The 23,264-nt window shown below is 56.7% G+C and carries 27 protein-coding genes; 12 read left to right on the forward strand and 15 right to left on the reverse strand.

All coding sequences use genetic code 11. The features are described 5' to 3' along the window. Positions 1 to 1,030: 1,030 nt before the first annotated feature. The 4 genes from FHT77_RS28690 to FHT77_RS28705 all read right to left on the reverse strand — a co-directional run bounded on the left by FHT77_RS28690 (position 1,031) and on the right by FHT77_RS28705 (position 2,348). Positions 1,031 to 1,306 carry a hypothetical protein gene (locus FHT77_RS28690; RefSeq protein ID WP_183758734.1) on the reverse strand — a complete coding sequence of 92 codons (276 nt, stop codon included), beginning with the start codon at positions 1,304 to 1,306 and terminating at the stop codon, positions 1,031 to 1,033. 95 nt (positions 1,307 to 1,401) lie between these two features. Then, positions 1,402 to 1,782: a DUF6481 family protein gene (locus tag FHT77_RS28695; RefSeq protein WP_183758735.1), complete on the reverse strand. Its 381-nt coding sequence runs from the start codon at positions 1,780 to 1,782 to the stop codon at positions 1,402 to 1,404. A gap of 29 nt (positions 1,783 to 1,811) precedes the next feature. Continuing rightward, positions 1,812 to 2,015, reverse strand: coding sequence for a hypothetical protein (locus tag FHT77_RS28700; RefSeq protein WP_183758737.1), 204 nt, complete (start codon positions 2,013 to 2,015; stop codon positions 1,812 to 1,814). Positions 2,016 to 2,138: 123 nt separating this feature from the next. After that, positions 2,139 to 2,348, reverse strand: a complete 210-nt coding sequence (locus FHT77_RS28705) for a cold-shock protein (RefSeq protein ID WP_183758739.1) — start codon at positions 2,346 to 2,348, stop codon at positions 2,139 to 2,141. A gap of 1,168 nt (positions 2,349 to 3,516) precedes the next feature. Between FHT77_RS28705 and FHT77_RS28715 the strand changes: the two genes are divergently transcribed. Both FHT77_RS28715 and FHT77_RS28720 read left to right on the forward strand, forming a co-directional pair. Further along, a complete protein-coding gene (locus FHT77_RS28715; protein ID WP_183758816.1) occupies positions 3,517 to 4,491 on the forward strand; it encodes a lysylphosphatidylglycerol synthase domain-containing protein in 975 nt (324 codons plus the stop codon). 458 nt (positions 4,492 to 4,949) lie between these two features. Beyond that, complete coding sequence (locus tag FHT77_RS28720) at positions 4,950 to 5,747, forward strand: hypothetical protein (RefSeq protein ID WP_183758742.1); 798 nt, start codon at positions 4,950 to 4,952, stop codon at positions 5,745 to 5,747. A 536-nt stretch (positions 5,748 to 6,283) separates the two neighbouring features. Here the strand turns inward: FHT77_RS28720 and FHT77_RS28725 are convergent. Both FHT77_RS28725 and FHT77_RS28730 read right to left on the reverse strand, forming a co-directional pair. Beyond that, entirely contained in the window at positions 6,284 to 6,517 is a 234-nt protein-coding gene (locus FHT77_RS28725; protein WP_183758744.1) for a hypothetical protein, read from the reverse strand. A 47-nt stretch (positions 6,518 to 6,564) separates the two neighbouring features. Beyond that, positions 6,565 to 7,032 carry an Hsp20 family protein gene (locus FHT77_RS28730; RefSeq protein ID WP_183758746.1) on the reverse strand — a complete coding sequence of 156 codons (468 nt, stop codon included), beginning with the start codon at positions 7,030 to 7,032 and terminating at the stop codon, positions 6,565 to 6,567. A 28-nt stretch (positions 7,033 to 7,060) separates the two neighbouring features. On the opposite strand from FHT77_RS28730, the gene FHT77_RS28735 reads away from it, so the two are divergent. From FHT77_RS28735 to FHT77_RS28745, 3 genes are read left to right on the forward strand one after another with little or no spacing between them, the layout of a single operon-like run. Further along, entirely contained in the window at positions 7,061 to 7,267 is a 207-nt protein-coding gene (locus FHT77_RS28735) for a hypothetical protein (protein WP_183758748.1), read from the forward strand. Between the two features lie 11 nt (positions 7,268 to 7,278). Then, positions 7,279 to 7,590, forward strand: a complete 312-nt coding sequence (locus tag FHT77_RS28740; protein ID WP_183758750.1) for a hypothetical protein — start codon at positions 7,279 to 7,281, stop codon at positions 7,588 to 7,590. A 14-nt stretch (positions 7,591 to 7,604) separates the two neighbouring features. After that, complete coding sequence (locus FHT77_RS28745; protein ID WP_183758752.1) at positions 7,605 to 7,907, forward strand: hypothetical protein; 303 nt, start codon at positions 7,605 to 7,607, stop codon at positions 7,905 to 7,907. Positions 7,908 to 8,048: 141 nt separating this feature from the next. Here FHT77_RS28745 and FHT77_RS28750 read toward each other — a convergent pair whose 3' ends face one another. Then, positions 8,049 to 8,336 carry a hypothetical protein gene (locus FHT77_RS28750; RefSeq protein ID WP_183758754.1) on the reverse strand — a complete coding sequence of 96 codons (288 nt, stop codon included), beginning with the start codon at positions 8,334 to 8,336 and terminating at the stop codon, positions 8,049 to 8,051. Between the two features lie 267 nt (positions 8,337 to 8,603). Here FHT77_RS28750 and groES point away from each other — a divergent pair, with 267 nt between their 5' ends. The 4 genes from groES (at position 8,604) to FHT77_RS28770 (ending at position 11,137) form a co-directional block, all read left to right on the forward strand. After that, the gene (gene groES, locus FHT77_RS28755) at positions 8,604 to 8,918 is read left to right on the forward strand and encodes a co-chaperone GroES (RefSeq protein ID WP_183758756.1); all 315 of its coding nucleotides are present in this window, start codon (positions 8,604 to 8,606) and stop codon (positions 8,916 to 8,918) included. A gap of 38 nt (positions 8,919 to 8,956) precedes the next feature. Then, entirely contained in the window at positions 8,957 to 10,585 is a 1,629-nt protein-coding gene (groL, locus tag FHT77_RS28760) for a chaperonin GroEL (RefSeq protein ID WP_183758757.1), read from the forward strand. Between the two features lie 45 nt (positions 10,586 to 10,630). Further along, positions 10,631 to 10,828: a hypothetical protein gene (locus FHT77_RS28765; RefSeq protein WP_183758760.1), complete on the forward strand. Its 198-nt coding sequence runs from the start codon at positions 10,631 to 10,633 to the stop codon at positions 10,826 to 10,828. 84 nt (positions 10,829 to 10,912) lie between these two features. Continuing rightward, positions 10,913 to 11,137 carry a hypothetical protein gene (locus FHT77_RS28770; protein WP_183758762.1) on the forward strand — a complete coding sequence of 75 codons (225 nt, stop codon included), beginning with the start codon at positions 10,913 to 10,915 and terminating at the stop codon, positions 11,135 to 11,137. Positions 11,138 to 11,499: 362 nt separating this feature from the next. Here FHT77_RS28770 and FHT77_RS28775 read toward each other — a convergent pair whose 3' ends face one another. Further along, positions 11,500 to 11,853 carry a hypothetical protein gene (locus FHT77_RS28775; RefSeq protein WP_246720213.1) on the reverse strand — a complete coding sequence of 118 codons (354 nt, stop codon included), beginning with the start codon at positions 11,851 to 11,853 and terminating at the stop codon, positions 11,500 to 11,502. A 932-nt stretch (positions 11,854 to 12,785) separates the two neighbouring features. Here FHT77_RS28775 and FHT77_RS28780 point away from each other — a divergent pair. Beyond that, positions 12,786 to 13,172 (forward strand): hypothetical protein, encoded by a 387-nt coding sequence (locus tag FHT77_RS28780; protein WP_183758764.1) that lies wholly within the window; start codon positions 12,786 to 12,788, stop codon positions 13,170 to 13,172. Here FHT77_RS28780 and FHT77_RS28785 read toward each other — a convergent pair whose 3' ends face one another. The 6 genes from FHT77_RS28785 to FHT77_RS28810 form a co-directional block, all read right to left on the reverse strand. Beyond that, positions 13,173 to 13,451: a curli assembly protein CsgF gene (locus FHT77_RS28785; RefSeq protein ID WP_183758766.1), complete on the reverse strand. Its 279-nt coding sequence runs from the start codon at positions 13,449 to 13,451 to the stop codon at positions 13,173 to 13,175. 33 nt (positions 13,452 to 13,484) lie between these two features. Next, positions 13,485 to 14,084 carry a curlin repeat-containing protein gene (locus FHT77_RS28790; RefSeq protein WP_183758768.1) on the reverse strand — a complete coding sequence of 200 codons (600 nt, stop codon included), beginning with the start codon at positions 14,082 to 14,084 and terminating at the stop codon, positions 13,485 to 13,487. 16 nt (positions 14,085 to 14,100) lie between these two features. Beyond that, the gene (gene csgH / locus FHT77_RS28795; protein ID WP_183758770.1) at positions 14,101 to 14,442 is read right to left on the reverse strand and encodes a curli-like amyloid fiber formation chaperone CsgH; all 342 of its coding nucleotides are present in this window, start codon (positions 14,440 to 14,442) and stop codon (positions 14,101 to 14,103) included. Positions 14,443 to 14,567: 125 nt separating this feature from the next. Next, a complete protein-coding gene (locus tag FHT77_RS28800; RefSeq protein WP_183758772.1) occupies positions 14,568 to 18,287 on the reverse strand; it encodes a hypothetical protein in 3,720 nt (1,239 codons plus the stop codon). Between the two features lie 332 nt (positions 18,288 to 18,619). Further along, positions 18,620 to 19,465 carry a CsgG/HfaB family protein gene (locus tag FHT77_RS28805; protein ID WP_183758774.1) on the reverse strand — a complete coding sequence of 282 codons (846 nt, stop codon included), beginning with the start codon at positions 19,463 to 19,465 and terminating at the stop codon, positions 18,620 to 18,622. Positions 19,466 to 19,741: 276 nt separating this feature from the next. Next, the gene (locus FHT77_RS28810) at positions 19,742 to 20,062 is read right to left on the reverse strand and encodes a hypothetical protein (protein WP_183758776.1); all 321 of its coding nucleotides are present in this window, start codon (positions 20,060 to 20,062) and stop codon (positions 19,742 to 19,744) included. Positions 20,063 to 20,179: 117 nt separating this feature from the next. On the opposite strand from FHT77_RS28810, the gene FHT77_RS28815 reads away from it, so the two are divergent. Continuing rightward, entirely contained in the window at positions 20,180 to 20,881 is a 702-nt protein-coding gene (locus FHT77_RS28815) for an invasion associated locus B family protein (protein ID WP_183758777.1), read from the forward strand. 42 nt (positions 20,882 to 20,923) lie between these two features. Here the strand turns inward: FHT77_RS28815 and FHT77_RS31775 are convergent, their stop codons facing one another. After that, entirely contained in the window at positions 20,924 to 21,430 is a 507-nt protein-coding gene (locus FHT77_RS31775) for a hypothetical protein (protein ID WP_246720214.1), read from the reverse strand. A 770-nt stretch (positions 21,431 to 22,200) separates the two neighbouring features. On the opposite strand from FHT77_RS31775, the gene FHT77_RS28825 reads away from it, so the two are divergent. Further along, positions 22,201 to 23,199, forward strand: a complete 999-nt coding sequence (locus FHT77_RS28825) for a FecR domain-containing protein (protein ID WP_183758779.1) — start codon at positions 22,201 to 22,203, stop codon at positions 23,197 to 23,199. Positions 23,200 to 23,264: the final 65 nt, after the last annotated feature.

Genomic DNA, 23,264 nt, shown 5'->3' on the forward strand with positions numbered 1-23,264 from the left:
CAGAATTTTCGCCCTCGGCTTGCAGGAAAACCCGAGCAACTGTGCGGCTCAGCACGGACGCGGTGATCAAGGAAGAGACCCGCCTCGGGAGAATGAGGCTTTCTGGAACCGGCCGTTGGCTCCTGGAACCACGGCACCTTACGGAATCCGTCGGTTCAACGAGGATAGGGCTTTCTTCTCAACAGACGAACGACGCACAAACCATCGATTGAAGGGCGGTAATGCGTCCCATGCCGTGTTTTCGAGTTTGAACTTGCAAGGACGGCTTGGAAAGCCAGCCTAAGCTCAAGTCGACTTGTTGGAGATCAGCGCAGTCCGACGCAAAACTTTCGGCATGTGACATTATCACGCGTCAGGCAGCCGGTCCTGTGCGGCGGCTCTTGGCTGGCGCGTTCCCCCTATCGAAGATCTGATAGAGGCACAGCTTGATCGACGAAATTTCGGTATCCGTGGTGGCAGCGATGACCGGGTCCTCAGCGGCCCAGCGTCGCATCGTGTAGACCGAATGCCCGATCGCACCCGACGCGGCAGATCAAACGTCCCACAATTCATAAGAACCCAATCCGCCCAGAGATGTTAGCGAGCGCAAGCATAAACGGACGTAAACCTGCGTACTGTTCTCGTGGTCGAAGACGAACCGCTCATTCGGCTCACGCTGATCGAAGAGCTTGAGGATGCAGGTTTTCAGGTGCTGGAGGCGGGAACGGCAGATGATGTTATGGAGGTCATCACGGACCAGACAATTCATCTCCGGTCCACCTCCAGATGCCAGGCAAGCTTTCAGGTATCGACCATGCGCATGTAGTCGCGGATCGTTTTCCGCAGGCCGGCACCATCTTTCCTTCAGACAGGCTGATACTCGAGGACGGCAACCTACCAGCTTCTTTCGAATTTTTTCAAAAGCCGTATAGTTTCGTGGCGATCATCCACCGACTCCATACCCTGTCGTGATTACGGACAGTTGTCGGCTTGAGGAACGCTCGTGGATTCTCCTGGAGATAGGGTTTGTTGATGCCTCAGACGAACCTGATCAGGCTCGGTCGTAGGTAAAGGACGTCAGAAGTGTCGTAACGAAGTTGCTGGCCCGTTCTTTGACCAGCGTCTCAGTCCATTCGTCCGTGCCGCGAAGCCTCAAGTCCGTGTGGATACTATCAACGGCTGCTTCTTCAATTCGCTTAATGTGCGTATTGAATGCTTCTTCCCCGCTCCCATGGTACATGTCGCGTATGACCATGCGCAGGATTTCCTGGATCGCAATTTGCCAGGCCGTATTGATCGCCTGCAGCTCGTGTGTATCCGGTGGCATGGAAATGCTCCTTGGGGCATGAGTTATTTCGACAAGGTTGCCGGAATCCTTTGGGTTGAAAATGCAAGCCCCATGGGTGATCACCTCCCAGGGATTTAAGCTTGCCTCGCCTTGCGGTTCGCATAGCGGCGATCGCGCTCGGCCTTTCGAGCGGCCTCGTCTTCGACAACCCTCGCGATCCGTTCGTTCTCGGCGGTCTTGCGTGCCTCCGTCTGAGCCGCCGCTGCAGCCTCTGTGGCCGCTTGCTCTTCAGCCGCTTCGGCCTCGCGTCGCGTGCGCTCTTCAAGCTTCAGACGATCCCGTTCAGCCCGGCGCGCATCGCGCGCTTCAGCAAGCGTGACGCGCTCGGCTTGCCTGGCAAGGCGGGAAGGATCGGGCTCGGTTATAGCGGTTCGGTAAGCATTCAGAAGAGCTGCCTTTGCGTCGGCGGCAGCAGAGCGTCGGTCAGCAAGTTCATTGTTTCTGGAGTATCTCAAATAGGTATCCTCATCGTGGCAATGGCGGTTCAGTACGCCTTGGCGCATTTGGCAACGAGCTCGGCTTGCTCTTTCGCAAGTCGGGCCTCACGAAGCCGCAACGTTTTTTCCTCTCGCGCCTGCTCGGCCGACTGAAGCTCTTCCCGCACGCTATTCTTGGAGAAGAATTCGGCCTTTATCTTGCCGAACCCGATCTCGGCCTGTTGGCGAGATTTACTATATGTCTCTGTCATGGATTCCCCGATGTTTCGAGATGGCCCGAAAAGGAAAAGGCCAGGCGAACCGCCTGGCCTCAAACTGATAACGTACTTCCAGCGATGCCAGTACATCCGTGGTCAAAGGGAAGCAGATATCGATTATGCGGACTGCAGATTTGTAGCAGACATCTTGCCTGACTTCATGTCGCGCTCGAGCTCGAAGCCAACCTTTTGGCCTTCGACGAGTTCGCGCATTCCTGCACGCTCGACAGCAGAGATGTGAACGAACGCGTCAGCGCCGCCGTTGTCGGGTTGGATGAAGCCGAAGCCCTTGGTGGAATTGAACCATTTAACTGTGCCGGTGGTCATGATGAACCCTTTCAAAGCATAGAATGAAAAACCGCGAAGCCGATGCCGCGCGGGTGTGAACCGACTATTTTTGAAACGGAAGTTCGCTTAAAGCGCGGTGCCAATCGCGCGGTGAACAAAGCTCGGCAAGCAAAAGATCGATGGGCTACGTATACGAGATCGCGTAAACTGCGTCAACGTTTAGTTTTTAAAAACTACGAATAACATCCATAGGTTGATCGGCATGCGAGCCGGGGGTGGTCGTAAACCTCGATAAAATTGCGGCAAACCATCGATCCCCAGGTCGTCGAAATACCGAACAAATTTCGCGGCGCCAGAAGCAAGGTAAAACAGATCACCGAGCAAGGCCGCGCTACCCTGCCGTCCGAAAGAGACGGACCAGTTCATGGGCGCGACCAAGAGTGGTCATGCGCTGCGTCAGCTGCATTATCATCTCTTTTTGGTGTCGGTTGACCGCGATGTGATCTGGGTGAGGACGGAAACCAGACCAAGCAGGTTTTGCATGCGATGGCTCATTTCGCGAGCAGGTCATGACCTTCCTCCGCCAGCTTGCGCCCGGTAACATCCAGGAAAATGCCAATCATTGTTTTGATCGCGGTATCGCCCTCGTTGCCCTTGTCTCGTGCAGCCGGGCTTGGCGTCACTTTCTAGAGGCCTGCGTTGGTTTCCCCGATGCCCTGACTAGCCGAATTGTACTTTTTGTAAGTCCAGCCTACGCTGGGCGGCCGAAGTTGAGTCGGGCCTCGACCTCAGATCAAAAGCGACGCCATTCTTCATTCAAAGGTTTGCGTGAGGTTCAGGGCAATGCAGCTGTCGATTCGCTACGGACCCCGCATTATTGGTTTAGTCGGGCCTAGGCGTAATCGGACCGCGGCGCTCTCCACATCCGAGGTTGCTTCCAGCTCTCGAGCTGTGATGAGGGGTTCGAGCCCCTGCCCCGGCTACGAAGTCTCGATCCTGCGACGAGGATGCTTTCGATTCACTCAAAGTGAACCGAAACCTTTTCCGCGCGTTTGTGCGCGCGAAGGAGATCTCGCCATGGTGGAAGCATTGTCAATTGCGCTCTTGCACTATCCAGCAGCCTGCCGTCCGGCTGCGCGAGACGCTGCACATTGCCCGTGTCCACCGATGTGCAGGACGCGATCGTTGCGTTTTGAGGTTGCTGATCATGACCGATCGAGCTCCTGACCAACCAGAGGACAATCTACCCGGTGGGAATCGGCAATCCCTGGCGGATTACCTTTGGAAAATCGTAGGCATTGCTGCTTTGGTGATCAGCGTCTGGCTACTTTCACGTGAACTACGGAGTTTGTCATTTGCCGAGATTGGCACCAAGCTCGCCTTGCTACCGTCCGGGACCTGGATCGGTAGCGGACTCTGCGCGCTCGTCGCCTACGCTCTGCTGGGCTTCTACGACAGACTCGCCCTGACCTATCTTGATCGCAAAGTCAGTCCGCTATTCGCACATGCCTGCGCTGCCGCGACATACGCCTTCGCTCACGTAGTTGGTGCCTCGGTCTTCTCAGGCGCGGTCATAAGGTATCGCGCCTATTCATCGAAGGGCTTGACAGGAAGAGAGATCGCGGCCCTCGTCGCCTTCTGCGCGTTCACTTTCGCGCTCGGAGTTGTAACGGTCATGGGTACCGTACTTGTCGCGCAGCCATCGATCGTTGATCGTTTTCTCGGTAGGTTGCCAATTGAGGTTAGCAGCGGGGCCGGAATGATCCTGCTTGGGTTCGTCGCGCTATTCCTGCTGATTTCCCTGCTACCAAAGACGTCCCTCGGGGTCCGCTTAACGGTTATCAATTATCCTTCGTTTCCCATTGCCGCAGGACAGATCGTCGTGTCGTCCGCGGAAATCATCGCAGCTACCCTGATCATATACCTGGCGCTGCCTACGACTTCAAATCCTGGACTTTCCATCGTCGCGGGTGTCTTCGTGTTTTCCTTCGCTGCGGCCATCGCCTCGCACTCGCCTGGTGGGCTCGGCGTATTCGAATTAGGTTTCATCACCGGCTTGCCAGAGCTTCCCGAAGCAGACGTTCTGGCAGCCTTGCTGGTCTTCAGGCTTTTCTATTTTGTTCTGCCATTCGTTTTTTCGCTGGGCGCCATTTCCGTTTTCGAACTGCGGCGCAAGAGGTGAAGCCATTAGGGTAAAGCTTTGCATAGTCGCAACCCATGAAGGTCAGCCGACATGAGAAAGCCACGCTTCGGCAATCGCGTAGGCCGCGATAGCGGCCATGCGCTGCTCCCCAGGAACCGCCCGTGATGACCTGAGCCCGTGCTGACCTGACGCATCTATAGAGAAAGCTGACTTCAGATACCAGTCTTCGATTGATTTTAAAGGAGAGCAGGGACCGCGCCATGCCTGCCCAAACGGCTGCCTCATTAACCGAGCAGCCCAAAAGACTAAAGGCGCAGTCTGTAAGACCACGCCTAGCCGTAATTCCGTTTAGACTCTCCAAGTGCCACGGTAAAGCCGTGGGCTCGCAACACCATTGTGCCGCCACTCAGCGAGTGTCTATGTTATAGAGAGCCGACTCGGGAATTGCAAGGGGGACAGGTGTCTAGCGTTACCAACGGCATGTGCCGACGTCTCAGTTGCTCGGAGAATATCTCACCTTCATACCGACACCGCAACAGGTCGATGCCTTCAAGACAGATATGCGAACCCTTAACCCCACTCTGCCGAGGGATTCCATCCGTGAGGGCGTTCAAGTCAGGGCTCTTCAGCAAATCCCGACCCACGAGCAGCGATTGGTGATACACCGAATATATACGCGCAAAATCAAGGAATTTTCCTCTATCTACCCCTTCGTGTTCGCTGTCGAAAATGCGCTGCGATCAGTGCTGGCCGATTACCTTGAGGAAAAATTCGGTCGAATCGACTGGTGGACTTTGATTCGTGATGCTCGCCTAAATGGCCAGGATTACACGGCGTTTCCGACCATACGGGGCGTTCCAATTAATCCGGCTTTCGTAAAGGCGGTCTGGCGCGTCTTCGACAGCATGGCGAACCCTCCACACATTGCCAATACCAGCGGGACCAATCGCTCGGACGAGTTCTACTACTGCCTGACGCTCGGTGAGCTCTGGTCCATCATGCAGGCCGATTGGACATTAATCCGGCCGATGTTCGCAAGTGATGCAGATCTCGGCTTCACATTCACGAAAACAATGTTCGTCGATACGATGCGGGTGATCAAAGAAACCCGCAAAGAACTATTCCACAGCAATCCCATCAAGGACCGCAAGAAAATCGTTGAAGCATGCGAACGGATTCTCAACGGCCTTCAATTTCATCTCGGTGATTATGACAGCGACCTTGGCACCTCGGCCTATGTTCGGCTACCGGCTACGATCGCACGCGCTCTTCGCCACATCATTCCCGCGCGATAGAGTTATTCAGCTTAAATTAGGCAACCGCCCCTTCTGCCATACGCTTGGCTCAAATCTGGCTTGACGTTCAAAACATAGCCCGAGACCAGGCCGCACTGTATAAACAGCCTCAACGAAGAAATGTACCTCCCCCCACATCGGTTCGGGCTCAGGTGACGTAACATTCGATACTGAGCTGCGCTCGGAGCGTTCCTCCGTCACGGTATGGTTGACTTGTTTCGAAGGAATTCATCTCACCGAAAGAGCGAGCAGCGATCGCCTAGGCTGATAATTTCCGAAATGTCTCGGCCGAAGTCATCGATATCAGTGGGTTCATGCGTTGGCAGCCCGAGCTGCGGGCATCTGTGGATTCCTTTTTTCTGACCTGATGCGCGTAGAGCATTGCCACGGCATTCCATTCTCGCGTCTGCGTAGGTGTGTGTAACCGGGGGCGGCGGTTCATATCCTTCCAAAGCAGCGGCGGTTCATATCCTTCCAAAGCAAAGATACCCGCGGAGGTTCCGCGCATCCGTTGCGAACCGCACAGGTGGTTAAAGTCAATGCCGGGTGGTCTCAAACAATCCCCGCGCACTTCGCACCAACAATGCCAGTTGCGCCGGATCGTGCACTCCCTCCCGATAGAGCTTTACGAGGATCGCAGCTATGCGGTCCGCTTCTTCCGACCCCCTTTCGACACCACCTTCCAAAAGAACCTGGTTGAACACCGGCTGACAGGAGGCGAGATCCCGGGCATCAAACGAATTTGGCTTTCGAACATCAATCGTCTTCATGGCTTCTTGCGACGGGAGCGTCGCGATCGCGACGCTCCCGCTCCCATTTACGCGACTTGCTTCTCGGCGTCGATCTGCAGCGAGTGAGGCGCAGTTTCTGCGCCGATCGCAATCTTGCGCGGCTTCATGGCCTCGGGAATTTCTCGCTTCAGGTCTATGCTGAGGAGACCATTTGTCAGCGTTGCATTTTCAACGCGAACGTGATCGGCAAGCTCGAAGCGTCGTTCGAAGGCGCGGCCAGCGATCCCCCGGTGGAGGTATTCGCCGCCACTGTCTTCCGCCTTCTGACCCTTCACCACGAGAACATTGCGTTCCTGCGTGATGTCGAGATCACCATCGGAAAAGCCAGCGACCGCCATCTGGATCCGGTAGCCATCCTCGTCCGTCTTCAGGATGTCATATGGCGGCCAGGTTTCTATCCCCTGAACGCGCTGAGAGTTGGCAAGAAGATTGAACACCCTGTCAAAGCCGATGCTGGATCGGAAAAGCGGTGTAAAGTCGAGTTCGTTTCTCATAACCAAAACCTCCGTAAAGCGAGTTGGAATGGAGACGCGCAAGTCGGGCGCCTCCGACGCTGCCAGCCCCTTTCAGGCGGCCGGCGAAAATGATCTGGTTTGGGGGATTTGCAGATTCAAGATGGCTCATAAAAATTTTTTTAACAGCGGCCAGCCCGACCTCTTGAACGATGAAATCGTTGAAACAATCTCAGTTCTGCCTGGAGATTTTCACTCCCTTGATGAAGGTTTTTAGGAGAAACTAAGATGACGACTGAAAGGAACGATCAACTCAACCCTCGTGCCTCGGAGAAGCCGGGCACAAATCGGATCCTTGACAGGAAACAGTCCTATGATCACCCGCGCGACATCCTCGCAACCGCGCTATGCGACAGCGAAAAGCGGGCCATCCTTGCTTCCTGGGCTTCCGATCTCTTTGCTGTCGACTCCTCGCCACAACTGCGGCGCCCACCGGGGGTCAGGAAACCTGTGCGCTATGACGACATCCTCAAGGCTCTCAAGGCCCTCGATGACGGCGAGGTTCCTTCAGTGGCCAGACCCGAAGCTTATTACCGCTGATTTCGGAGGCCATCATGATCGTGAAGCCAAATGCGATGGCGGCTGGAAACGGTCCCCATGTCGATGAGATCGGCGGCCGAATGATTGTCGCGTCCCGCTATGCGGATTGCCTGTACCGTCTTGCCCGACAAGCGTACCGGTTTGATATGGCCGACCTTGGCGCCAAGCTAAATAATGTCGCTCGAGCAATCGAGGCCATGGCGCACCGGATCGGCGTCGACCAGCGTGGAGTCGTTGTCCTAGGACGGGCAAGCCGCCTCATCGGCGCGGTAGAAGCAATCGTCGAAAAAACGTCCAAGAGGACCTTCCTTCACTAGAGCACTGGTAGTTAGGGGCGGCGCAAGATATTGAAGGCCGCCCTTTCCTGAGGCGCAAGGCAAATCGATCGCGAGGCTAAGGAAGCGCTTCAGCCTCTCCAACGCAGCGAAGCTGCCGATGGTGGCGGTTCTACGTGAACCCTAGTGGATGGCGTGACTGCGCATGCGGTGAGGGTGGACGGCCTCGAACTGGCGGACGAGTTCCCTCGCCTGTTTCATGACATGGAAAGGAGTATGACTTTCGTCGCGGGCCAGCTCATCGGCGCTGATGAAGATCGCATCGGCCATGTTCTTCGAGACCATCGCGAACTTCCGGTTGCCTTCCACCATAGATTCCAGGGCGGTACGATCCAGCTGCCGCGCGATATCGATGAAGATCTCCTCGCGCTCCTCGACACTCAGCGCCCTCATGTCGCCTTCTGTATTCATGCTTGTCTCACTCCATTGACGTGAAGCCGCGCGGCCTCCCGTGAAAACCGCGGCCACAACCTAGGAACCGAGAATTTACAGATCAAGAGGGCGGCTGGCACTCGTTGGACATGAGTGCCAAAATTTTTTCGAGACCATCTTGAAAGCCGAAAAATAGCAAAATAAATTTTTGCCGCGAGGTGCTCTTCGAGCCCTCGCACCCGCCCGGACTGGCCATCCGGTCCGGCAAGGGTTTCAAAACATGATCGTTTGTCCAAGGAGGAAAACATGTCATTCCGTCCACTGCATGACCGTGTCCTGGTCCGCCGTGTCGAGTCTGAAGAAAGGACCAGGGGCGGCATTATCATCCCCGACACAGCCAAGGAAAAGCCCCAGGAGGGAGAAGTGGTCGCCGTTGGCACCGGCGCTCGCAACGAGGCAGGTCAAATTCAGGCACTCGACGTAAAAGCGGGGGATCGCATCCTGTTTGGCAAGTGGTCCGGCACCGAGATCAAGATCAACGGAGAAGACCTTCTGATCATGAAAGAAAGCGACGTTTTGGGAATTATCGAAATTCACAGCGAGCAGAAGCAGGCCGCTTAAGGCGCAGTTGGGTCAATTGCTATCTGGGAGTTAGAAAGATGGCTGCAAAGGAAATCAAGTTCAGCACTGATGCGCGCACCCGCATGCTGCGCGGCGTCGATACACTTGCAGACGCTGTCAAGGTGACCCTTGGTCCCAAGGGACGCAACGTCGTCATCTCCAAGTCGTTCGGCGCGCCCCGCATCACCAAGGATGGGGTAACGGTTGCCAAGGAAATCGAACTGGAAGACAAGTTCGAGAACATGGGCGCGCAAATGCTGCGTGAGGTAGCATCAAAGACGAACGATCTGGCGGGAGACGGAACGACGACCGCAACCGTTCTCGCACAGGCCATCGTTCGCGAGGGCGCCAAGGCTGTCGCCTCCGGCATGAACCCGATGGATCTAAAACGCGGCATTGATCTGGCTGTCGATGCGGTGGTCAATGAGTTGAAGACCAACGCGCGAAAGATATCCAACAACTCGGAAATCGCTCAGGTCGGAACCATTTCCGCCAACGGCGATTCCGAAGTCGGTCGCTTCCTCGCAGAGGCAATGCAGAAGGTCGGTAACGAAGGTGTCATTACCGTTGAGGAAGCCAAGACTGCCGATACCGAACTCGAGGTCGTCGAGGGAATGCAGTTCGACCGCGGTTATCTCAGCCCCTATTTCGTCACCAACCCTGAGAAGATGCGTGTTGAGTTCGAGGAGCCTTACATCCTCATTCACGAGAAGAAGCTGTCGAACCTGCAGTCCCTGCTCCCGGTCCTCGAAGCCGTCGTACAGTCGGGCAAGCCGCTCCTTGTGATCGCTGAAGACGTTGAAGGTGAAGCTCTTGCGACACTCGTCGTCAACAAGCTGCGCGGCGGTCTGAAGATCGCTGCCGTCAAGGCTCCGGGCTTCGGCGATCGCCGCAAGGCCATGCTTGAGGATATCGCGATCCTCACCGGCGGAACGGCGGTTTCGGAGGATCTTGGTATCAAGCTGGAGAACGTCACCCTGAACATGCTTGGTCGTGCGAAAAAGGTCACCATCGAGAAGGAGAACACGACGATCATCGACGGCGTCGGATCAAAAGCCGAGATCGATGGGCGCGTCGCACAGATCAGGGCTCAGATCGAGGAAACGACCTCCGACTACGACCGGGAAAAGCTGCAGGAACGCCTTGCAAAGCTTGCCGGTGGCGTTGCCGTCATTCGTGTTGGCGGTTCGACAGAGGTAGAGGTCAAGGAGAAGAAGGACCGCGTAGACGATGCTCTTCACGCGACTCGTGCCGCAGTTGAAGAAGGAATTCTTCCCGGCGGTGGCGTTGCACTGCTGCGCGCCGTCAAGGCTCTCGAGGGCCTTGAGACGGACAACCGCGACCAGCGCGTGGGGGTCGATATTATCCGGCGTGCCATCGAGGCTCCCGTCCGGCAGATCGCAGAAAACGCTGGCGCCGAGGGTTCGGTCATCGTCGGAAAACTCCGCGAACAGACGGGCTTCTCCTTCGGCTGGAACGCACAGACGGGCGAGTTCGGCGACCTCTATGGCCAAGGCGTGATTGATCCGGTCAAGGTTGTCCGCACCGCGCTTGAGGATGCCGCTTCGGTTGCGGGCCTGTTGATTACGACAGAGGCAATGATTGCCGAGAAGCCAAAGGATGAAGCCGCTCCAGCGCTGCCCGCAGGCGCCGGAATGGGCTTCTAGGAGAGCTGCTCATGCCGTCGTTAGGCGAGCGTCCTGGAGGAAGGAATGACGACGCGTCTTCTGACTAGAGAAGAACTCCGCCTTTGTGTAGATGCCGTAAAGACGGTCGCACGCGAACGCGGGGTGGAAAAGGATGGGGCTGCGGTGGCCAGGATCATGGCAACCGTTGCCGATCTTTTCAACAAAGGCATGCGCACGCATGAGGATCTGGTAGCGGCCATGAAGGCCGAAACCACCATATGATCGGGAGCGCCCGGGAAATTGTCGGGCGCTTCCACCTGAAAATTTTCATAGCCACTGAAGGTTTTTGGGACAGACGAAATGAACATGAACGGCACCAATTGGATAAGTCGCAACGTGCTGACTGATGCGCTTTCGGCCTCCTACATCCTGGACCATTACCGCTCCATTATCACCAAAAAAAAGATAGAGGTTCCTTTCAAGGCGCAGAAATTGTCGCAAAAGGCCTGCAAGCCTGGTGTTCACTGGCCCGCGGCTCGCCCCCGCCATCCGGCAAAAGCGACCTCCAAATGCGAGGGTCGATCCCGTTAATCGACAATGGTACCCTCGGCCGACAGCTTTCGAAGCTTGGTCCTGGAAGGTATGATAGGCCAACATTCGACGGGGGCCTTGTGTCGACGACCGCTGGCTTGATCCTTGCCGTTTTCATCGCGATCGACCCCAGTTCAGCGTTCGCCCACGGCGGTGGGGTGGGAAATGGAACAATATGGGATTGGCAACGCTTGCCTTGCAGGAGCGCAACGTCATTGGCGGCAAGCTGCCGAGCGACAATTAGCACCGAGAGAAGCTGAAGCGGAGCATGGAGAGAAAAGGTTGCACGGCTGAAGTCGATTGAGGCCCGCCGCCAATCAGCCGGCTGCCCGGCGGATTTGGCTCCTCGAACGTCAGTCTGGTTACTGCTCGTGTTTTAGTCGCTCGATCGCTTCGTCGGCGTCCTCTTCGAGAAACTTGATGCGGGTCCAGAGCTGTTTTGGATTGACCTGGTGGAGCCTTGCAAGCTCCAGGACAGAGACATCGGCGCCCCGCGATCTCACCAGAATGTTCTCATAAGCCGCCGGCTTGCGTTTGGACGCCCATATGCAGTTGGCTGGCTCAAAGTCTCCCGTATTTTTGAGACGGCCGAGCACCGTACCGGGAGGACGCTCACCCATGTCTTCAAGGAAAAGCTGAAAATGAAGCCCAGCGCGGGCACAGTTTGACACCTGCCCCACCGAACTTCCCGTAAAGCGGATCGGCTCTGTTTTCACATCGGCTTTTCACCTGCGTGTACGCACGTCTCGTCGGAGTGACTTTATGGCCAACCGCGTGTCCATGAACCAGGGATCGCTCCCGGTTGCGTTCTGCGCGCAGGCATCCGCAACTTTTGCTGTCTCCCTTTTTTACGGCAAAAAGAAACATAGAACGCTCGTTGCCGCAATCGCACCGAAAGATCCAGCGCTTGTGACGGCCAGGCACGCTATCGGGACGGAGCCCTGTCAGGCGGCCGTATCTTTGACCGGTAATATCGTCAGCGCGTGGCATTCCCTTCCATTCCTGTGTTCTCAACCGACAAAAGCATCACGAGGTGGCTTTCAATGCCCGCCGGACGGAGGACAGAGAGCTTGCTCTCAGGAATTGATGCGACCCGGGGCAATGCCCCTTGCGCCGGGCCCCACCCATTCAGCGGTGTTGGTCCGTGCAGCAGGCTGCCCAGCGCTGACTGTTCGCACCACCGCAAACTCAGGCGTCGTCAACAGGTGGAGTTCCCTGCGATGACCTGGAAGATATCATCATCTCGACGGGGTCGGGGTTTCGCTTTTGAGAGCAGACGGTATTGTTTCCTGTCGTCGGCCGGCCGTAACAGCTTTTACACGCTCGCTGATCCCGAGACGATACCTTTCCTGCGATGCCTATCGACTCAAAACGCTCTATCGGAAAACGATTGACAGAAACCATCATGAGAAAAAAACGCGGGCGTGCGATTTTCTCCCCCTGCCGGCGTTCCGAAGAATCTGGGACGCCCTGGGCCACGTCGAGGGCGGCGTGAATCGCGGCCAAGATTGCCCGATTGAAAGTTAACAGTCCGCGAATTAGTTCCTTCAACTTTGAAATGTAATAAACTTCAAGCGGTTACCAAGTATCTTTGGCACATTTCAACCGCCGTCGCCTATTGTCACATCAACAACAAAGGAGAGGCGTTATGCGTAACTGTGTCGTAGCTGGGATGTTCGTATTGATGGCTGGAGGCGCGTCGGCATCGGAATTAATGTCGCCTGCTTACATTCAGCAGGCTTCCGGTACGTCGGGCTCCTACTCGTCCACCGCGTCCCTCCTTGAGCCCGCTTACGGAGCAGCAAAGCTGCTAACCGCCCTGCCCTCTGCTCCGTCGTCGGGCAACCTCGCCAGCGCGATTCAAGTCGGTGTGTTGAATTCGGCGACGATCGATCAGACAGGCTCCGGCAACGTCGGACTGATCATGCAGTCTGGCTCGATGAACACCGCGTCCATCGAGCAGTTCGGTGGCGGACATCGCGCGGTCGTCGTGCAACAGGGCCGCAACAACGTGGCAGTTATCCGCCAACGCTGATTAGTTGCCCGTACCGCTATTGTTGTTGGTGTCAGGCAGCGTTGTGCTAGGCGTCTCGGTCGTGCTTCCGAAGTCCGGAAAATCGATCGAGAAGCTCGGGCTGGAAGAGCCTTCGGCAGCCTTACCTTGTGCACTTGCCTGCGACAGCAGCCAGCTTCCGTTCTGCGGGTTGCCCCCGAAGGAAGGGTTGATCGGCTGGTAGTTAAGCTGTGAGGCGGCCGCGAAGGAAACGGACGAACACACGAATGCTCCGACCAGCAGCACCTTGGAAACACGCATAAAATTTCTCCGCTTCTCGGTGATGAATACTAATCAATTCTTGGGGAAGACATACATTCTTCCCGGGACAACCACAACGGTTGCGTTCTTTATTCCGTTCAAACCTGTGGGCATCAGGTAGCGACCGCTTTGGGGCGTCTGCAGAGCGACCACCGTGGTGTTCTGGGCGTTGCGAACGTCGAGAGCTCCGGCAAGGTTGTCTCCTACTTGAACGTAGGCAACCTGGTTGTTCGAACCGGAGACGCCAACAAGCTGGAAGTCGTTGTCGCCTTTGGCAGCTTGGACGACGGAGTTGTTCTTGCCACCCTGAACGAGCAGAAGCGCCGAGTTATTGCCTTCGATGCTCTGTATGGCGCGGTTGTTTTGACCGGACTGCTGGATAGAGGCGAAGTTGGCTGAGCCCGAAACGGAGATGTCGGCGGCATTGCCGTCGCCCAGTTGCAGGATGGATGACGTCGATCCGCCGTTTCCGGCGACGTACGGCTGAATTGGCTCCATCAGCGACCCGACGATAGGCGCTGCGGCTGACGAATCCAGCAACAGCGGTTCCGCTGCGGCTGCAGATCCGGCCCAAGCTGCGACGGTGATCGCGCCGGCGGCCAACAGAGCAAGAGGTTTTGCAGTGGAGAGCATGCTGTTCACCTGAATCCTATATTTTAAGAGGCTTGGCGCTGAAATCGAAGGTGTGTTCGAGAACACAGGCACTTTGCCCGCTACGATCGCGTACCGTCATTTCCAACTGAACTTGCGAAGGCACGTCTACGGCAACCTGTGCCGACCCAATCGTGCCACCTTGAATGCGATTCGCCTGACGGGTCTGAGACGATCCGGAAGACGATCGTTTCGTCACCGCGATCTCATACGATCCATCGAAGTCGGATGTCGCCTTGAGAAACGGAACGATCAGGGCCGACTCGCCCGAGAGGACGCGAACTCCGCACTCGGAAATGCGGGTGTCAGAGATTTTCCCATTCACAGTTTCGTAGCTCATCGATGCTGCCCAAGCGAAAGTCGAACTGAGGAGTGTCATGCCAAAGACGGAGACGATGTTTTTCCCGGACGTGAGCATGTGACCCCCGACGAAGGTGGCGCGCCCGAGGGCGCGCCACTGTTCTTTTAGTTCTGCTTGACGATGGCGGTGTTGCCGCGACCGACCTGGACAACAGCCGAGGCATTGTTGCTGCCAGACTGCGAGACGAAGGCATTGTTCGCCGCGTTGCCGGAACCGACGCCAAGCTGGAAGACGGCCGAGTTGTTGCCGCTGCCGGACTGGCTGATCCAAGCGTTCGAGTAGTCACCAGCCTGCGCGACGAGCGAAGTCTGGGTGCCACCCTGCTGGAGAACGCTTGCGAGCGAGTCGCTGCCGCCCTGGAAGATCAACGACGACTGGCTGTTACCCGACTGGATGGTGCCAGCATTGTTGCGGGTGCCTGCCTGGATGGTGCCAGCGACGTTACCAGAACCAGCGCCCTGAGCCGTGACAGACGTGTTGTCGTCACCGATCTGGACCGTGCTTGCCAGCGACAGCGTCGACGGTGCAAGGCTCAGAAGGTCTCCAGTCTGCGATGTAGCGGAGCTATTGCGGTTCCCCTTCTGAAGGGTGACCGCAGCATCACCCGCAACAACGGTTTGGGAAGTCGATGCCGTATTCAGGTCACCAATCTGAACCGTTCCCGAGATTGCGCCGATCGAGGCGATCTGGACCGTTCCGGCGTTGTTGCCGTTACCGTCCTGAACGATGCCGGCGACCGATGCAGCGGTCGGCAGTGCAAGAGCAGCGCTAACCGGACCGATAGAGCCGAGCGATACTCCTCCACCCTGGACGTTGGCCGCGGTGTTGTTGTCGCCTGTCTGAACAATCGCAGCTGCCGAAGCAACTGCCGGGGCATCCGCTTTGGTCGAACCGAAGGGGGTTGTCAGGGTGGCAACCTCAGCACCCTGAACGTTGGCGGCGTTGTTGCCGTTGCCGTCCTGAACGATGAGAGCTGCGACGTTCGAGCTGCCGTTCTGCTGGAGGTTGGCAGCCCTGTTGGCCGAACCGCCGAACTGAAGGGTGGACGCAAAGGCATTCGAAACGCCATCCTGGGTGTTCGCCGCGGTGTTGCCATCGCTCAGCTGAACAGCAAGAGTGGTCGAGCTTTCGCTGTCCGTCTGAACGTTAGCGGCCGTGTTGGCGTCGCCAACCTGAACAACACCTGCGTTAACGTCGGTGGTACCCGTCTGGACGTTGGAAGCCTTGTTCCAATCGCCAACCGAAACCACAGTCGCGCTAGACGCAACCGTCGCAGTCTGCGAGTTCACAGCCGCGTTGCCATTGCCAACCTGAACAGTTGCAGCATTTGAGTCCTTGGCAGCAACCTGCTCGTTGTCAGCAAAGTTGCCATTGCCGATCTGAAGGTTTGCAGCCTTCGCACCGTTCGTCAGGGTCTGGTTGTTCAGTGCTGCGTTGCCGTTGCCAACCTGGATGGAGGCGGCGTCCGTGCCGTTGGTCGCGATCTGGGTGTTGGCAGCAACGTTATTGTCACCGAACTGGCCGACAATTGCGTTGGAAGCAACCGTTGGAATGTTCGAGCCTGCCGAAGCGTATTCGGCCGGGACTGGAAGGGTAACCGGGCCACTCTGTCCTGCAACAGGCCTTTCAGCATAATTGCTCGGGATCGCCCTACCAATAATTTCCTTCAATCCACCGGTCGGGCCAATGTAGGTGACCGCGGTCTTCTGATGGGTTGTAGTGTAGGTCGAGATTGCCGGCGTAAATTTTCCGGTTTGCAGGTTGGACGCCTGATTGCCATTACCGATCTGCGCGACAGCGGCATTCGAATCTACGGCGGCGGCTTCGCCGGAACCTGATATCGTAGCCGCAGCGAAGTTATCCCAAGCAACCGGCACCCCAAGCAGCCGGTCAGTGACGACCCTCTGTTTCTCGATGTCGATAGAATATGGGACTATAGAACCCTGCGTGTTGCTGGCGTGGTTGTTTTCGCCAACCTGCAGAACCGCCGCCTTCACATTGTCGCTCTGAGCTTTTTGCGCATTCGTTGCGACGTTGCTTTTGCCGAACTGACCGATGAAGGCATCGGAGTCAGTTACTTTTGCCTGGTCGTTGGCCGCGATGTTGCCGGAGCCAGCCTGCAGGATCGATGCCGAAGTCGGATCGACGTTGGTCTGCGAGTTGGAGGCAACGTTCCAGTCGCCGAACTGTGCGATGTTTGCCGTCGCATCGCTGCCGGCGGTCTGGGCGTTGCTGCCCCGGTTGCCAGTGCCGCCCTGGAGAATACGAGCAGTGTTATGCTCGCCGTCGATCTGCAGGTTTCCAGCATTGTTCTGGCCGCCGACCTGAAGGACGCCCGCGGAGTTGTCGCCGCCGAAGCGCTGGTCGTTGAAGGCGGTGTTGCCATTGCCAAACTGGCCGATTGCAGCGTCGCTGGACGGACCCGAGGTCACGCCGACGGTATCGGTCTGCGTGTTGTATGCGACGTTGTTGTTGCCAACTTGCAGTGTGGCGGCGTCGTTCGCGTAGCCGCCGGTCTGCGTATTGCCAGCGGTGTTCAGATCTCCGAACTGGGCAATGCCAGCCTGGTTTTCGTAGCCATCCGTCTGGGAGTTACTGGCATGGTTGGCTTCGCCATCCTGCAAGATGCCTGCTTCATTCTTGTGGCCCGGAGCGCTGCCGCGGATCTGAATGTTACTAGCAACGTTGTTGGCACCGAGCTGGAGAATTCCAGCGTTCGATACACCTTGATCCTGGGTGTTCGATGCCTGATTGCCCTTCCCGAACTGCGCAATACCAGCATCGCTGCCGCCCGAGTTCTGGCTGTTGTAAGCTGTGTTGTAGTCACCCTTCTGGAGGATGCCAGCGTTGAGATCGCCGCCGACCTGAGTGTTGCCAGCGATATTGCCGTCGCCGTCCTGGATGATGCCAGCGTTGTTTTCAGCGCCGAACTGCGTGTTGGCCGCAACGTTGGAGTCGCCGAACTGGGCGATGCCTGCGTTCAGATCGCTGCCCGGATAGCCACCAGAATGAATAGTCTGAGTGTTCGCAGCTACGTTCGCGGTTCCGTCCTGGATGATACCGGCCTGCTTGTCGTAACCGCCAATTTGCGTGTTGGTCGCGACGTTACGCCCGCCGTTTTGGAAGATGTTGGCTTCGTTGTCTTCACCGCCGCTCTGCTGGTTGAGAGCGCCGTTCTGCGACCCGAACTGGATGACGCCGACGCGCGAGGTCTTCTCGTTCTTCTGCGAGTTCACGGCCGAATTCTCAGTGCCAAACTGCAGAGTACCAGCGTAAGAGCCGTTCGAACCGTCCTGCTTGTTGTAGGCAAAGTTGCCAGCGGCGGCGTCTTCCGGGCTGAACTGAACGATACCGGAGTCGTTGGTGCCGTCGAACTGGTCGGTGCGGGCAAGGTTTTTGCTGCCGCCCTGGAAGATCGCAGCGCGGTTTGCGCCCGTCTGACGGAACTGGTCAACCGAGTTGCCGGAGCCGAACTGTGCGATGCCTGCGGTGTTCTTGCCTTCCTGATAGAAGACGCCGCCGACGAAGTTGCCCGTGCCGAACTGCATCACGCCGAGGTCGTTGTTGCCGCGCTGCGCGTCACTGGGCGACCCGTTCACTACAGGAAGGAATACGTTGCCGTTTCCGTACTGATAGATGAAGCCCTGGTTCGTGCCACCAGTTGCGCCGTTTTCGCCTGCCTGGGAAAGGTAGGCATAGTTGTTGCTGTCAAGCTGGCCGATAAATGCTTCGTTTGCCGTGACGTCTTCTGCCGCCGCGCCGCTAGCCAGTCCAATAACGGCGACCCCAGCCAGGAGTGCCGATCGCTTTAGTCTAAACGCCATGAGTAACTCCCCAAAGACTCGAAGCAGCTTCCCCAGCTCCCCGAGATACAATTGATTAACGCAGCGTTAATTAGCGTGCCAACATTGTATGAGCAAGGCTCTTGTCAGTGCTTACTTACATTTGGTTAAGATGTACGAAGAACAACCCAAATTTGGTCGGCAAATACAACCGTCTCGGCAGCAAGCTACGGCAAATTGTATTCAGACCTTACTATCTGAACCAAATTTATACTTCCACTTCCGGAAACGACAATACCCGCGAAGCAAGTGATTCGCGGTTACAAAAGTCTGAAACTGGCGGGCAACAAAGCCGCCCGCAATCATGACTTATGTCATGAACTCGAAAGCGGCCGATCGAGATACTTCTTCTCGAATTCGGCGAGGAATTGCGCTTCCTGTGATCTGTCCCTGAGGTGCCAGAGGCCTTGACGAACACCGTCGACGGCAAGCGAAACGACAGCGAGCTCGATGCCTTCGCGGACAGCGAGAGCGCCCGGATCATTGCGAGCCTGACCCAGTTCGACTTCAAGCAATTCGTTAGCCGTCGCGAACTTATATGCGCTGCCCCTGACCTGAACCGAATAAATCTGCTTGGTCGTAGTGGTGGATGCGAGCACCTCACCCGTCTGGACGCTGACTGCGCGCAAGCTGACGGTAACCACGTCGGATCGGTATTGAACATCGCCGCCAATGCCGAGGTAGCGCGCGCCCGCACCGCCCGTCAGTTCGTTCGAATCGTAACCAACGATGCCGCCTTCAAGAATAAGGCCCGCGAAGCGTACAGGAGGCAATCCGACCGGCTGGCGATACGACTTCTGCGTGTTTTCGATGAGCGTCCGTTCCTGGACCAGGTTCTTCAGTCCCGATCGCTCGACAACGCGGAACCACTGTCCGTTTCCGGTCTTTTTCAACACGTCGATAAGGATCGATCCGCCGCCTTGAGTAACCGCTCGGCTATACTCGGCAAAGCTGTCGTTGGGCTTTGCCTGACCCGTCAGATCTGGGAAATCATAGACCGCGACATCGACGGGAGTTTCTGGCAACGGCAATGTGACGACCTTGGCGGTTGTCTTGGTGGCGGATGTCAACGCGGCTGCCGGGGTATTCAGATGCTGGCCCGTCTGACATCCCGCCAACAAAATGCTGCTCAAGAGCAGCGAAACCGCTTGAACTTTCATATTCCCCTCGCCCACGTAACGCGACTGCAGTTTGTTCGGATATGCTTATTCCGTTACTCTTCGAACAAGCAAACCGAATGTTTAAGTGACGTTAACGTGTATAATTAACGCACCGCGTTGCAGTGATTGTATTTCGCTATCCTTATGAGATAACGGACTTTCGTCGGCTATTAACGGAAAGACAGCAAAAGACGGAAGATGATTTTTTCATCTATTAGTCGAAAAGATAAGCAAGGTGCAAAAATACCTCACCAGAAATGGTTGGTAATAACCTGCTTACTGATTAACGACGCCGGCACCAACGGTCGGCCATTGGCTGATCGCCGTGCTCATGACCACCGCAGACGTGCCGCGCCCCACGGAAGGGTACGGATTCGCACGTGCTGGGGCGGCAGCGCGCTTTGCGATTCGCGGCTTCGGTTTCCGAGGAATCTCAGGGGGACGAGGCCGCGCATCTGCTGGAGCTTGGGGCACATATACGCCACGTTCGCCAGGCGAAACCTGATTGATATAGGCCTGCGCCATCACGGTATTTTCCGCGTTTGCGGCGAGCAGAAATACCGTCGCCGATATGCACAGGATGGCCTTGGAAGTCATGCGGGTTTCTCACTCAGTAAAACGCAGTTCGGATCGCAACTTAAAACTGAAGAGGCGATTTGACTCAAGAAAAGATCCATGGAACACACACTGTCAATACAGCAGGAGGATTTTCCCATGAACGCGGTTGCGAAAGCGGCAGCAGGTCTTGCGCTCATTTCGTATGTCTTGAGCACAGGTGCGTCGTCTGGGCAGGATTCGGCACCCGGTCCCCTTTTCTCCACGCCAGCATCGCGCTCGACGATAGGAACCCCAGTGCTGGAAAAGCCGGAATCACAATCGAACGGCGACATTAACAGCCGACGGCCGAAGCCTGCACAGGCGGCACCCGCGCAGACAGCCGCCCAACCGAAGCAGGCGGCCGCTGAACCCCCACGGTCAGACCTGTCCGTTTCCAGGACCGGGGTCTGGGAGCTTCAATGCACACAACTGACGCCACAGCAAAAGAAGTGCCAGGCGAGCAGCAGCGTAATTTCGCCTGACGGTAAATCTATAGTTCTCGTGACGAGTCTCGCCGTCGCGGCGGATGGCAAGCAGATCGCTGCCCAGATCGCGGTCCCCCTTGGTATCGCGCTTTCGCCCGGCGTAAAATTCGATCTCGACGGCTACACGACAACGCTGCCGCTTAGCCGATGCACTCCGCAGGGATGCCTTGTAGAAGGTATGGTCCCGGACAAGCTTGTTGCAACGATGAAGGAAAAACCCGAAGCAACGGTCAGCGTTGCGACACCTGACGGCAAGGAGATCGCCATCAAGCAGTCCCTTGATGGCTTCACCAAAACCTTTGACGAGATGTTGCGCTCAGAGCGTGCGCGCTAAAGCGCTGGCCCTATCAGTTTCTGTGCGGCGGTACGACGTCGGTCACTGCACTTGCTTTATTCGTCTGATCGCTTCATCGGCGTCTTCTTCTAGAAACTTGATGCGGGTCCAGAGCTGCTTAACATTGACCTGGTGGACCTTTGCCAGCTCCAAAACAGAGATATCGGAACCCCGCGACCTCACCAAAATGTCCTCGTAAGCCGCAGGCTTGCGTTTGGAAGCCCACATGCAGTTGGCGGGCTCGAAGTCGCCAGTCTTTTCGAGACGGTCAAGCACTGTACCGTCAGGGCGCTCGCCCATGTCTTCAAGGAAAGCTGAAAAGCTGTCGGCCCAGCGCGCGCACATCTTGATGCCTGCGCCCCCGAACTTTTCGTACAACGGATCCGACTTATTTCTGCATCGGCTCTTAGCCTGCGTATATGCACGTCTCGTCGGCGTGAGTTTGTAGCCGACCGAGTGCCCATGGACCAAGGATCGCTCGCGGTTACGTTCTGCGCGCAAGCATCCACAACTTTTGCTGTCTCCCTTCTTTACTGCAGAGAGGAACATCGAACGCTCGTTTCCGCAATCGCAGCGAAAGATCCAGCGTTTGTGACGACCAGCTACGCAATCTGGACGAAGTCCGATCAGGCGGCCGTATCTTTGACCAGTGATATCGTCAGCGCGTGGCATTCGCTTCCCAGTTCTACGTTCTCAAGCCGTTGCAAAGAACCTGGTCTGTCTGAAAAAGACAGAAGTAACCGACCTTATCAACGCGCGCCAGACGGCGAGCAAAGTCGGTTGATGCTAAGAATAGATGCGGCCCGGCGCCATGCCCCTCGCGCCGGGCCCACCAAGTCAGCGGTGTTGTCGAGGCAGCAGGCTGCCCCGCGCTGACTTTTCGCACCATCGTAGACAAGTACGAAATCGACGAAGCGGCGCTCCCCGCAATGACCTTGAACCTATCATGATCTCCACGCTTGGGACTTTCGATTGCCTCCCGAGCACGGAAGACAGAATGGATACTAACGTCGGTAAATTAGAGTTCAATAAATGATCCCGTACGCCAGCGTACGCTAAGTGCATAGCGGTGAACGTCACCACCAGTTCGACGGCAGATCGCGTCTTTTTGGTGTTCAGGAACGAGAACTGCTGCAAAGGAAGCGAAAACGCTAATGGGAAAGATCAGGCCGCTAGAGTGCCGCGTTGCGCGAGTGGTTTTCGAAAACGCTGTCCAACTGCAACCTCCGTCCGTTACCGTACGCTGGAAAACTTCGCCGACGATCTATAGCCATTCTTAACAACCCCATGATGTCTTCGTCAGATCAGAGGGGAAGATCATGTTCGCTTGTTTCCGTTTTATCGTTCTCGCATTTTTACTCGTACCGGTGTCTTCGTTTGCTGCAAATGATGACTGGCGGGTAGCCAAAGCCACAAAAGAGGTTCGATATTCACTCGGGGACGCCAAGTGGATCGATTTGCATGCCGGAGACGTCTTGCCGAACCACGCATCGATTACCACAGGTACCCGGGGACGGGCGCTGTTGGTTCGCGGTGTCGAGAGGATCGAATTTCAACCGAACACAACTGCGTCCATCACGACGACGTCAGGCTTCTTGTCGCCGCGCAAGACGGAAATCAAGCAACAGATTGGGTCGCTCGAGCTGGAAATCGAGAAGCGGAGCCAACCGCACACAACAGTCCAGACACCCTTCCTCGCAGCCGTGGTAAAAGGGACGATCTTCCACGTCTCCGTCAGCAAGACGGCGGCATCCGTCAAGGTCGACCGAGGTCTCGTTCAGGTTACCTCCTTTGCCAGCGGCCAGCAGGCAAATGTCGGCCCGAAGCAGTCCGCCAGCGTCGGCGCCAAGACTGGTATGAGTGTCGCTGGGCAGGAAGCAAGACCTTCGATCACGTCGGTCCCGGCGTCGGCAGCAAAGCTTCCGGCCGCGGGAAGCAAAAAACTGGCGGGCGAGAAGCAGGCCATCAGCAATGATAGGCCTTCGAAGGCCGATGATGGATCTAAGGCTGCCAACGGCAAGAGCCACTTTGGCGGAAGCAGCATTGGCGGTGATAGATCCAGCAATGGAAACAACAGATCGGATCGTTCCCGTGGCAGCGGCAATGGCAATGGAAACAGCGGCGACACCGGTCATGGAAACGGCGGGAACAACGGCGCGAAGGGCAACAACTCTAACAGCGGAAACCATGGCAATTCCGCTAGCGGAAACAACGGCAATGGGCATGGCAGAAGCGGGAACAACGGAAACGGCAAGGGGGGCGGCGGCAATAACGGCAACGGAAAAGGGAACGGGAATGGGAATGGCAAGGGGCGGTGAGGAAGGCAGCTGCGAACTTACTGCGGGTTGCCAGCAGTTTCGCTGAAGCGACCGCATCTCGCTGC

This window comes from Rhizobium sp. BK181, assembly GCF_014193305.1.
GTDB lineage: Bacteria > Pseudomonadota > Alphaproteobacteria > Rhizobiales > Rhizobiaceae > Rhizobium.